The organism is Paracoccus sp. UBA5162 (assembly GCF_002413585.1).
In the GTDB taxonomy this organism is placed as follows: domain Bacteria; phylum Pseudomonadota; class Alphaproteobacteria; order Rhodobacterales; family Rhodobacteraceae; genus Paracoccus.
The window spans coordinates 26,865-38,793 of record NZ_DHXG01000008.1 but is presented as its reverse complement, the minus strand read 5'-3'; the positions used below and the strand labels follow the sequence as shown (position 1 = coordinate 38,793).

General features: G+C 66.5%; 10 protein-coding genes and 1 pseudogene. All 11 read left to right on the top strand.

What is annotated here, in order from left to right:
* A pseudogene (locus B4A72_RS00990) lies at window positions 1-288 on the top strand (hypothetical protein); the annotation flags it as partial.
* 214 nt (window positions 289-502) lie between these two features.
* A complete protein-coding gene (locus tag B4A72_RS00985; protein WP_292952861.1) occupies window positions 503-1,198 on the top strand; it encodes a GntR family transcriptional regulator in 696 nt (231 codons plus the stop codon).
* Between the two features lie 138 nt (window positions 1,199-1,336).
* Window positions 1,337-3,082 carry a thiamine pyrophosphate-binding protein gene (locus tag B4A72_RS00980; RefSeq protein WP_292952858.1) on the top strand — a complete coding sequence of 582 codons (1,746 nt, stop codon included), beginning with the start codon at window positions 1,337-1,339 and terminating at the stop codon, window positions 3,080-3,082.
* Window positions 3,083-3,273: 191 nt separating this feature from the next.
* Complete coding sequence (locus B4A72_RS00975; RefSeq protein ID WP_292952855.1) at window positions 3,274-4,050, top strand: aspartate/glutamate racemase family protein; 777 nt, start codon at window positions 3,274-3,276, stop codon at window positions 4,048-4,050.
* A gap of 33 nt (window positions 4,051-4,083) precedes the next feature.
* On the top strand, window positions 4,084-4,851 hold the full coding sequence (locus tag B4A72_RS00970) for an enoyl-CoA hydratase/isomerase family protein (RefSeq protein ID WP_292952852.1): 768 nt from the start codon (window positions 4,084-4,086) through the stop codon (window positions 4,849-4,851).
* 4 nt (window positions 4,852-4,855) lie between these two features.
* Complete coding sequence (locus tag B4A72_RS00965; RefSeq protein ID WP_292977967.1) at window positions 4,856-6,391, top strand: AMP-binding protein; 1,536 nt, start codon at window positions 4,856-4,858, stop codon at window positions 6,389-6,391.
* A gap of 47 nt (window positions 6,392-6,438) precedes the next feature.
* Window positions 6,439-7,611, top strand: a complete 1,173-nt coding sequence (locus tag B4A72_RS00960; protein WP_292977966.1) for a M24 family metallopeptidase — start codon at window positions 6,439-6,441, stop codon at window positions 7,609-7,611.
* 202 nt (window positions 7,612-7,813) lie between these two features.
* On the top strand, window positions 7,814-9,043 hold the full coding sequence (locus B4A72_RS00955) for an enolase C-terminal domain-like protein (RefSeq protein WP_292977965.1): 1,230 nt from the start codon (window positions 7,814-7,816) through the stop codon (window positions 9,041-9,043).
* Complete coding sequence (locus tag B4A72_RS00950) at window positions 9,040-10,314, top strand: NAD(P)/FAD-dependent oxidoreductase (RefSeq protein ID WP_292977964.1); 1,275 nt, start codon at window positions 9,040-9,042, stop codon at window positions 10,312-10,314. Before B4A72_RS00955 ends, B4A72_RS00950 begins: the two co-directional genes overlap by 4 nt.
* A gap of 27 nt (window positions 10,315-10,341) precedes the next feature.
* Entirely contained in the window at window positions 10,342-11,319 is a 978-nt protein-coding gene (locus B4A72_RS00945) for a TRAP transporter substrate-binding protein (RefSeq protein WP_292952838.1), read from the top strand.
* Between the two features lie 66 nt (window positions 11,320-11,385).
* Window positions 11,386-11,925 carry a TRAP transporter small permease gene (locus B4A72_RS00940; protein WP_292952835.1) on the top strand — a complete coding sequence of 180 codons (540 nt, stop codon included), beginning with the start codon at window positions 11,386-11,388 and terminating at the stop codon, window positions 11,923-11,925.
* The last annotated feature ends 4 nt before the right edge of the window (window positions 11,926-11,929 follow it).

Here is an 11,929-nt window from a genome sequence, read left to right as displayed (position 1 = left end):
GGCGATCCGCATGACGAGACGGTGGTGCCGTTCCGGCGCGGCCGGACGGCGCCGGCGGGTGATCTGTGGGGCAGGGCGCGGCAAATCCTGGCGGCCGAGGATCCGGCCCTGTTCCAGGCCTGGCTGGCGGGGCTGGCCGATGGCGGGGTCGAGGCCGGATGCCTGATCCTGACCGCGCCCAGCCGCTTTCACGCGACCTATGTGCGCACGCATCTGCTGGGCCGGTTGCAGATGGCGGTGCGCCGCGCCGATGCCTCGGTCGCACAGGTGCGGGTGCTGGCCGGGTAGGGGCACCGGCGCGGCAGCCTATCGACAAGCAGGGCGGGTCAATTTAGGTCTCGGCTTTTAGGGATCGTCGGGGGACCGGTTCGCCACGGGCGATGACCGGGGGCCGGCCAGGTCCGCGCTTCGGACCGACACAGAGACGCCGCGATGGATCATCCTGCCTGTTCCGCGATCGGCAGAAGACATCAGATGACCGCCAGATGCGAGGGGCGCCGCCATGACCACACCCAGCAAGCCGTCGAAAGGCAAGGTCACGGCCTCGGCATCGCATCGCGCCTATGACATGCTGCGCGACCGGCTTTTGCGTTTCAAGTTCATGCCGAACCAGAAGATAAACGAAAATCTGCTGGCCGACGAGCTGAGGATCAGCCGGACGCCGTTGCGCGAAGCCCTGAACCGCCTCGCGGCCGAGGGGCTGTTGGTCAGCAGCGGCCGCGGTCTTTCCATTCCCGGCCTGGAGCCGGAGGTCGTTTTCGACCTGTTCGAGGCGCGGCTGGAAATCGAATGCGCCACGGTCCGAATGGCCTGCGAACGCGCCACGGACGCGGACCTTGCCCGCATGTCCGATTTTCTCGAATTGAGCATGGCGGAATCGCCCGATGCGTCGGTTGACAGGCTGATCGAGCTGGATCTGCATTTTCACGACACCATCGCCAAGCTGGCGGGCAACAAGGTGCTGCGACAGACCCTCTGCAACCTCAACGACCGTATTCACCTTATCCGCTGGATCGCCATGGAAGGCCGGCGTCAGGGCACACAGGCCGAACACCGCCGGATCCTCGACCATATGCAGGCCCGCGATGACCGGGCGGCGATGGCAGGAATGAGAGAACACATTCTGCATCGCAACGAAGACATCCTTGCCGCGATCAAGGCGGCCTACGGGCATGTCTACACGCTTTCGACCGGCTAGCGCAGCCGGCCCGGCAAGATGGGATCCGCCGCCCGAGGGGGACGATACGCATGGCATCAGAGCATCCCCGGGCGCCATGCCCGCAGATGGCGGCTTGACCCGATGAAACCGGCTGTGCATGGTGTCTTGTAGACATCGATGTATACAACGAAGGCTTCAAGCGGCGCGGCGGGTGGAAGCGGAGGGACGGTCCTGGACAACAAGCTGAATGGTGCCGAGGCGATGGTCCGGATGCTTCAGGCCCACGATGTCAGGCACATCTTCGGATTATGCGGCGATACCAGCCTGCCGTTCTATGACGCGATGCATCTGCTTGACCACGATATCGAACATGTCCTGACCCGCGACGAACGCAGCGCGGGGTACATGGCCGATGGCTATTCCCGGGTGACGGGCCGCCCCGGCATCTGCGAAGGTCCATCGGGCGGCGGCGCCACCTATATCCTGCCGGGACTGATCGAATCTTCCGAAAGCTCCATCGCGACGCTGGCCATCACCAGCGATATTTCGGTCTCGACCTACGGCAGATACCCGCTGACCGAAGTGGATCAGGAGGCCCTGATGCGCCCCCTGACCAAGTGGAATACCGTCATCCGGAAGGCCGAACACATCCCCCGCATGGTCCGGGCGGCGTTTCGTGCGATGACGACGGGCCGGCCGGGTGCGGCGCATCTGGGTTTGCCCTATGATATTCAATACGATCCGGTGGATTCGTCGGACATCTGGGCGGATCGCGGGCTTGCGACCTATCCCGCCTATCGCACGGGTCCCGAGGCCGAGGCCGTCGAAGCGGCGGTGGATGCAATCCTTTCGGCCCGCAAACCGCTGATCGTCTGCGGCGGTGGCATTGTCGTTTCCGGCGCGATGGACGAACTGGACCGTCTTGCGGGGCGTCTGGACATCGCCGTGGCCACGTCGATTTCGGGTCAGGGCTCGCTGGCCGACACGCATGATTGCGCGCTTGGCGTCGTGGGCTCGAACGGAGGCACCGACGAGACCTGGGAAATGATGCAATCGGCCGATCTCGTCGTTTTCATGGGGTGCCGCGCGGGTTCGACGACCACCGCCCGCTGGGAGGCCCCGTCGCCGGGCACGCGGATCGTCCATTTCGATGTCGATCCGATGGCGATCGGGGCCAACCTTCCGACCGAGGTCGGCGTCGTGGGGGATCTGCGGGTGGCGCTGGCCATGGCCAATGCCCAGCTTGACCGCCGCGGGCAGGGCGGCGCGACCTTTGGCGGTGCGGCGGCCGTGGCCGACATCAAGCGCCGCAAATTCGCGATCTTTGACAGGATCGCCGCCGAGGACGCCCGACCGATCCGCCCCGAGCGCGTGATCGCCGCCCTGATGAAGGTGCTTGCCCCGGATGCGACGGTCGTCTCGGATCCCGGAACGTCGTGTCCCTATGCATCGGCCTATTACCGACAATCGCTGGCGGGTCGCCGTTTCATCACCAACCGCGCGCATGGCGCGCTTGGCTATGCGCTGTCGGCATCGCTGGGCGCGTGGTTCGGCCGGCCATCGGGCAAGACGGTCGCGCTGATGGGGGACGGGTCGTTCGGATTCACCTGCGGCGAACTGGAGACGGTCTGCCGGTCGCGCGCGCCCATCACCTTCGTCGTCTTTTCCAACGCAAGCTACGGCTGGATCAAGGCAAGCCAGAAGGATGACAAGGGCGGCCGCTACTACAACGTCGATTTCAGCGGCGTGGATCAGGCCGCGGTGGCCGCCGCCTATGGGGTGAAATCCTGGCGGGTGGAAGACCCCGCCGATCTGGAATCCGTGCTGGCCAAAGCGGTGGCGCATGACGGTCCGACGCTTGTCGATGTGGTCGTGCAGCCGCTGGAGGAATCGAACGCGCCGGTGCGCCGGTGGATGGGATGAGGGTCTGGCCGACCGGGCCGAGACGGCAACATCGCGCGATCGGCGGGGGCTGAGCGAAAGGAGGACGGGATGAGGGCTGATGTCACGGCGGCCGCTGACCGGCCTCTGGGCCGGGCGCGCGGGCGAGGGCTTGCGACCCGGCTGGTTGCGGGCGACGATCCTGCATTCTTCGGCGCAAAGGGATTTCGCTGATGTCCGACCCGATCCGACCGTTCGGCGCGCCCGGAACCCATCTCGCGACGGGCGGCAAGGCCATCTATGGCGCGCCCCTTGGCATCCTGATGCTGGAGGCGCGTTTTCCGCGCGTCTACGGAGAGATGGGCAACGCCCTGACCTGGCCGTTCCCGGTGATGTACCGGATCGTGCGGGGCGCCACCCCGGACCGCGTGGTCTGCGACGCAGCCCGTGGTCTTCTGGACGACTTCATCGCTGCCGCCCGCGATCTTGTCGATCTTGGCGCCGAGGGCATCACGACGAATTGCGGCTTCCTTTCGATCTTTCAGAAGGAACTGGTCGAGGCGGTCCGGGTGCCCGTCGCAACCTCGGCGATGATGCAGGTGCCGTGGATCGACGCGGCTTTGCCACCGGGCAGGCGCGCAGGGATTGTGACCATCAATGCGCCGGGCCTGACGATCGCGCATCTGGAGGGCATAGGGGTGCCGGCCGATACTCCGATCCGCGGCACCGAGAACGGCACCGAGTTCTTTCGCACCATCATCAGGGCCGAAAAGCAGGATCTCGATCTGGCGCTGGCCTGCGCGGATGTCGTCGCGGCGGCGCAAGACCTTGTCGCGCGACATCGCGAAGTCGGCGCCATCGTCCTGGAATGCACGAACATGTCGCCCTACAGCACCGCGGTCCGGGCGGCCACCGGACTGCCGGTCTACGACATCTATTCCCTGGTCACATGGTTTCACGCGGGGCTGCGGCCACGCGATTTCAGCACCGCGCCGAAAGCGCCCGCATGAGCGCGACGACCCGCAGGAAGGAGCCCGAGCCCGATGGCTGACGACGACATCATGGAAACCCGCAGGGAGGGGTGTCTGGTGCTGACGCTGAACCGCCCGGCACGCCTGAACGCCTGGACCGAAGCGATGCGCGCCCGGCTGGTGGAACGGCTGACGGCGGCGGCTTCGGATCGCGGCGTGCGCTCGGTGGTGCTGACCGGCGCCGGCGACCGGGCCTTCTGCGCCGGGCAGGATCTGGACGAGCTGGGCACATTCGATACCGGCAGGGCCGAGGAATGGATCGACGGCTTCGCCCGACTTTACCGCGCGCTTGGATCGCTGCGGGTGCCGGTGGTCGCGGCGCTGAACGGTGTCGCCGCCGGGTCGGCCTTTCAGTTCGTGCTTCTGACGGATATCCGGATCGGCCATTCGGGTGTCCGCATGGGGCAGCCCGAAATCAACTCTGGCATCGCCAGCATCACCGGGCCCTGGATCATGCGCGAGATGCTGGGCCTGTCCCGGACGGTCGAACTGACGCTGAGCGGGCGACTGATGAAGGCCGACGAGGCGCTTGGCCTGGGCGCGATCCATGAGATCGTCGAACAGGACCAGGTGCTGGAACGGTCCATCGCCGTGGCGCAAGAGCTTGGCGCGAAGCCCCCGACAGCGATGAGCCTGATCAAGCAACGGCTTTTCGAAGTCCTCGAGCCCGGACTGGATGAAGCGATCGCCGCGGCAAAGCGGTATCACCGGCTGTCCTTCGAATCCGGCGAGATGCATGCCGGGACGCGAAAGTTTCTGGGCAAACGCGGCAAGGGCTGAACAGATGTCCGCACCCCCCGCCCCGTTGCAGCCCCCTTTCGCAGGCACCCTTGGCACCCTGCTGCGCGATCGCGCCCTTGCGGCACCCGACAGCACGCTGCTGATCCATCGGGGCGCGGCGATCAGCGTCGGCGCCCTCGCCGCGGCCGCCTTGCAGCAAGCGGCCGATCTGGGCGCGCAGGGCATCGCCGCCGGCGACCGCGTGGTCACGATGCTCGACCCCGGTCCGGACCATGTCGCGCTGGTCCTGGCGCTGGCCCTGGCCGGCGCCGTCTGGATCCCGCTGTCGCCCGAGGCCCGCGGACCGTCCCTGGTCCATGCGCTGGCGGTGGCGACGCCGAAGCTGATCCTGGCCGGCGCCGGGGCCGTGGCCAATCTGCGCGCCGCCGACACGGGGCAGACAGGCAGGATCGTGGAATTCGAGGCAAGCGGCTGGGGCGGCGTTCCCACCGATCCACCGGCCCTGGAACCGCCGGACGATCCCGATGCGCATCGGGCAATCCTGTTCACCTCGGGCACGACCGGACCGCCCAAGGGCGTCATCGTGACCGAGAGGATGCTTCTGGCCTCGGCTGCGGGCTGCGCGATCGCCAGCGACTGCTCGGTCGGCGCCGGCTATCTGATGTGGGAGCCGATGCACCATATCGGCGGGCCGCAACTGCTGATCGCCGCGCTTGCCTGTCAGGCGCGGCTGGTGCTGGTGCCCCGGTTCAGCGCCAGCCGGTTCTGGGATCAGGTGCGCCGCCACGACGTGACCCGGATCCATTATCTGGGCGGCATCCCCGAGATCCTGCTGCGGGCGCCGCCATCGGCCGGGGACCGGAACCACGCCGTGACACTTGGCTTCGGGGGCGGCTGCCGGGCCGATATCCGGCGCGCATTCCAGTCCCGTTTCGGGGTTCCCCTGCGCGAAGTCTATGGCATGACCGAGGCATCCAGCTTTGCCACCATCAACCTGGACGGCACCGAAGGGGCCATCGGCGCGCCCGTTCCCTGGTTCGATGTCGAATTGCACGATGCCTCGGGCCATGTCCTCGACGGCGCGGCCACCGGCCAGATCGTGGTGCGCGAACGTCAGGCCGGGCTGCTGACGCCCGGATATCTCGGAGATCCGCAGGCGAGCGCGAAACTGCTGAAGGATGGCCGGTTGTTTACCGGCGATCTGGCCCGGCGGGATCGTGACGGACATCTCTACTTTCTGGGGCGGACGACGGATTCGCTGCGCCGCCGGGGCGAGAATATCTCGGCCTGGGAGGTCGAGACGGCGCTGGCCGCCCATCCCGACATCGCCGAGATTGCCGTCACCGGCGTGCCATCGCGGATCGGGGACCATGATATCCTGTGCCATGTGCTGCTGCGCGAGGGGGTCGAATACGATCCGGCGGCACTGGCCGCGTGGAGCCGCGAGAACCTGCCCCGGCCGCATGTGCCGCGATACTGGAAACGGGTCGAGCGCTTCGAACGCACGCCCAGCCAACGCATCCGCAAGGGTCTGCTGGATCGCGACATCACGCGCGCTTTCGATCTTGGAGACAGATGACACCGACCGGCCGCCCGAAACCCGAATGTCGCAACAGGAGTCAGATCATGCCGCTTTTCGAGAGATCCGAGTTTCTGTCGCGCCTTCGGCTGGTCAAGCGCGCGATGGCCGACCGGGACATCGACCTGTTGCTGGTCGCGTCACCGGCCAACCAGAACTGGCTGACCGGATATGACGGATGGTCGTTCTACACGCCGCAGATGGTCGTTGTCGCCGCGGATCTGGATGAACCGGTCTGGATCGGCCGCAAGATGGATGCGGTCGGCGCGAAATTCACCGCCTATCTTGCCGCCGAGAATGTCGTCCCCTATCCCGACCGGTTCGTCGGATCGGACAGTCTTCACCCGATGGACTTCGTGGCCGACACGCTGATCGCGATGGGGCTGGAGAAGGGCCGCATCGGGGTTGAAACCGATGATTACTACTACACCGCGCGTTGGGACCACATCCTGCGCGCGCGTCTGGACAAGGCCCGCTTCGAGGACGCCTTTCTCCTGGTGAACCGCTGCCGCATGGTAAAGTCGGAGCGGGAGCTGACCTACATGCGCCAGGCCGGGCAGATCGCGACCGCGGCGCAACGGGCCGCCTTCGAGGCCGCGGAACCGGGCGTGCGCCAATGCGACGTCATGGCCGAGGTCTATCGCGTGACGACTTCGGGGCTGCCGGAATTCGGCGGCACCTTTCCCTGCAAGCCGCCAAACGCGATGGCAAACGAGATGTGTTCGGCCCCGCATCTTTCCTGGACGGACGATCCGCTGGCCGAGGGCGACATCTTCTACATCGAGCTTGGCGGCGTTCGGCACCGATATCACAGCCCCCTGTCGCGCTGCATCTATCTTGGCACGCCGCCCGACGAGCTCGGGCGCCTGTCGGACGTCATCGCCGAGGGGCTGGAGGCTGTCCTGGCCGCCGTCCGTCCCGGCGCCACATGCGGCGAACTGGCCGAGGCCTGGCAGCGCGTGATCACCAGGCACGGCGTCGAGAAGGACAGCCGGATCGGCTATCCCGTCGGACTGGGCTATCCGCCCACCTGGGGCGAGCTGACGGCCAGTCTGCGCATCGGGGACATGACCGTTCTCGAGGCCGGGATGACCTTTCACTGCATCCCCTCGATCTGGCGCGAGAGCTATGGCATGACCATTTCCGAAACCTTCGCGGTCACCGGGACAGGCGCCGAGTGTTTCGCGCAATCGCCCCGCCGATTGCTGGTGAAGCAATGATGCCGCCCCCGATGATACCCCCAGGGGCCGCGCCAAGCCGGGAACCGGCGCTGGCGGGCCGGGATGGCTGCGGATTTCAGGTTGACGCATCCGGGCGCGCGGTCTTCAAATGTCCCGCAGCATTCGCGCAACGGGAATGGTGCCCCGCGAAAGTGCAGCGGGACGGGGCACGGGCCGGCACGGCAACGCGAGGTTCTTGGTGATGTCGGACGAACCCATGCGACCCAGCACCGGCCCGAAGGACGACGCAGACGAAGACAATCCGGACCGCCCGGAGGCCATCGTCCGGGCCGGCCCCGATCTTCTTCAGCGCGTCACCGGCTTCGATCTGTGGCATCTGCGGCTGCCCGTCGTCTCGCGGCGCGATCACGGTCTTGGCGCGGTGTCGGGGTCGTGCGAAAGCGTCATCCTGCGCCTGACGGCCGAGGGCGGCGAACGGGGCTACGGCGAAGCCGCCACCTGGGCGCCGTTCACCGGCTCTGCCGAGGCAGGCTTTGCCGCGCTGGACCGCTATATCCGCCCGCATGTCCTGGATCGGCCGGTGGGTCATGTGGGCGCGATCATGGCCGATGCCGCGGGCGCGGTCGCCCATGCCACGGAAGCCAAGGCCGCGCTTGAAACCGCGCTGCTCGATCTTTGCGCGCGGATCGCCGGCGTGCCGGTCTGGGCGCTGCTGGGCGGAAAGTGCCGCGATACGATCCCCTTGTCCTGCTCGCTTGCGGACCCGGATTTCGAGGCCGATCTGGCGCTCGTGGACCGGCTGGCCGCGGACGGCGTGGGCATCGTGAAGCTGAAGGCCGGCGTGCGCGGGCATCGCTTTGACATGATGCGGCTGGAGCGGATCCGCGCCGATCATCCCGACATCGAGATCCGGGTGGACTTCAACCAGGGGCTGGGCCCGGAAGACGCCGTGGCGCGGGTCCGCGATGTCGCGAAAATGGCGCCGGGCTTCATCGAGCAACCGGTGCGCGCCGGCCAGTTCACCCTGATGGCGCGGATCCGCGATGCGATCGACGTGCCGCTGCTGGCCGATGAAAGCGTCTTTGGCCCCGAGGACATGCTGCGGGCCGTCCGCGAAGGCATCTGCGACGGGGTTTCCGTCAAGATCATGAAGGCCGGCGGCCTTTCGCGCGCCCGGCAGAAGGCCGAGATGGCGGCAGCATCGGGTTTGACGGCCTATGGCGGCGACATGTTCGAGACCGGACTGGCCCATCTGGCCGGGGCGCACATGATCGCCGCCACCCCCGCCATCACGCTGGGCTGCGAATTCTATCAGGCGCATTACTACCTGAGGCAGGACATTCTCGACGGACCCTTTCCCCTGCGGGACGGTGCCGTCGTGGTGCCGGATGCGCCCGGGCTGGGCATGTCGCCTTCGGCCGAAATCCTGGAACGATTCGCCCTGCGATCCAGCATCGGCCGCGCCGCATGACGCAGGGCGCGCGTCATATCATCGTTGTCGGCGCAGGCATCGTCGGCGTCTCGGCCGCGATCTGGCTTCGTCGCGACGGGCATGAGGTCACGCTCGTGGATCGTGCCGGACCCGGAGAAGGCACCAGCTTCGGCAATGGCGGTGTGCTTGCGGCCTGTGCCGTCGTTCCGGTGACCGTTCCGGGCCTGCTGCGCAAGGCCCCGCACATGCTGTTCCATCCCGAACAACCCCTGTTTCTGAAATGGCGCCATGTGCCCAGGCTTCTGCCCTGGCTTCGCCGATATATGGGCCATGCCAACGATCCGGACGTGCGCCGCATCGCCCGCGCGCTGACACCGATCCTCGGCGCCAGCCTGTCGGACCATCAGGAACTGGCCGCGGGAACCCCGGCCCGGCACCGGATCACCCCATGTGACTATCTCTATGCCTACAGGGATCGCAGGCATTTCGAGGCCGACGCATTCGGCTGGGGCATCCGTGCGGCGAACGGCTTTGCCTGGGACGAGCTGGAAGGCCGCGCGCTGCGGGATTTCGACCCGGCTCTGTCCGAGGATCTGGGCTTTGCCGTGCGTCTGCCGGGTCACGGCCGCATAACCGACCCGGGCCGCTACGTGAAGGACCTGGCGGCCCATTTCCAATCCCTCGGCGGGCGCGTCCTGAGGGCTGATGTCAGCGACATCGTGCAAGAGAACGGGCGCGTGACCGGTCTGCGCGCCACAGGCGAAATCCTGCCCTGCGATACGGCGGTCTTCTGCACCGGCGCATGGTCGCGCCCGCTGGCCCGCAAGCTGGGCATCGACGTTCCGCTGGAAAGCGAACGCGGCTATCACGTCGAATTCGTCGCGCCGAACATGGCGCCGAAGGCACCGGTCATGGTAGCCTCGGGAAAATTCGTGGCGACGCCGATGGAGGGGCGGCTGCGGGTCGCGGGCACGGTGGAATTCGGCGGACTGGAGCCGCCTGCGTCCCGGGCGCCCCTTGCCCTGCTGAGGCGGCAGGCCGTCGCGGCCTTTCCCGGCCTTGCCGCGCAGGAAACGCGCGAATGGATGGGGCACCGTCCGGCACCGGCCGATTCCATTCCGATCATCGGCGCGTCGCCGACCGTCAGCGGCGCCTATCTCGGCTTTGGTCACCACCATGTCGGACTGACCGGTGGGCCAAAAACCGGCCGTCTGCTGGCCCAGCTTATCTCGGGCAGGCGGCCCGATATCGACATGGGCCCTTACTCTCCGGCACGTTTCGCGATGGCCGGAAACGCACGACAGGACTGAAACTATAGAAAAAGCAGGGAGATCGACATGACTAAACTGACCACGCTTCTTGCCGCGACCGCACTTGCCGGCGTCGCGGCCCCCGGTTTCGCGGAAGTCTGGGACATGCCACTGGCCTATTCCGCGACCAACTACCACTCGGTGACGGCCGAACAATTCGGCAATTGCGTGACGACCGGGACGGGTGGCGAAATCGAGATCAAGACGCATCCCTCGGGCTCGCTCTTTGCGGGCAACGACATCAAGCGCGCCGTCCAGACCGGCCAGGTTCCGATCGGAGAGCGCCTGTTGTCGGCGCACGAGAATGAAAATCCGCTGTTCGGCGTCGATTCCATTCCGTTTCTCGCCACCTCCTTCGATCAGGCCGCCGATCTGTGGACAGCCGCGAAACCGGCGCTGACCGAGTTGCTGGCCAAGCAGAACATGACCCTGGTCTATTCGGTGCCGTGGCCGCCGCAGGGTCTCTATTTCAAGAACGAGACGAAATCGATCGCCGACATGAAGGGGGTCAAGTTCCGGTCCTACAGCAACGCGACCGCGCGGCTGGCCGAACTGACGGGCATGCTTCCGGTCCAGATCGAGGCCGCCGAGATCAGTCAGGCCTTCGCCACCGGCGTGGCGGATGCGATGATTTCCTCCGGCGCGACCGGCTACGACCGCAAGGTCTGGGAAAGCCTGAACTATTTCTACGAGGTGGACGCCTGGCTGCCGCGCAACTACGTCCTGATCAACTCGGACGTCTGGGCCAAGACCTCCGAGGCGAACAGGAACGTGATCAACGCCTGTGGCGCGCTGGCGGAATATGCGGGAACCTGGCGCGCGAAGGAATACACCCAGTTCACGCTGAACGGGCTGCGCGAGGGCGGCATGACGGTAGAGCCGGCAAGCGATCAGATGAAGGCGGAACTGAAGGACATCGGGGCAACCATGACCTCGGAATGGCTCGAGACGGCGGGCGAACCCGGTCAGGCCATCGTGGACAAGTTCCGGGCCATGCAAAAGTGATCCTTTCGCCGGACGGCCTTCGCCGTCGTCCGGCGCTTCCGTGGCCTCTTGCACCTGGACGGGGGAATGATCGTGGGAAAGTTGCGCGGCGTCAGAACGGTTTGCGATGCAATCTACAATCTGGCGGGGGGCGTTGCCGCATTGTGCCTGATCGGCATTCTCGCCTTGATCGTGGCCCAGATGGCCGCCCGCTGGACCGGCGGCGTCCTGATCGGCGCGACCGCCTATGCCGGATACATGATGGCCGCGGCAAGCTTTCTGGCCTTTGCCTATGCCCTGAATCACGGCGCGCATATCCGCGTCTCCATCGTGCTGAACGCCGTTCCCCGGAAGGTTCGCAGATGGCTTGACGTCTGGTGCTTTGCGATCGGCGCGGCGGTCATGTGGTATTTCGTCTGGTATGGATGGCGCTTCGTCTACTGGTCCTGGAAGTTCGGGGATGTCAGCCAGGGACAGGATGCCACCCCCCTCTGGATTCCCCAGAGCGCGATGCTGCTTGGTGCCGTCATCCTGGCCATCGCCCTGACCGATCACCTGATCCACGTCATCGCCACCGGCAAGCACCGGATCAGGCAGAATCTTTCCGACCAGAGCTTCGGAGAGTAGCGCG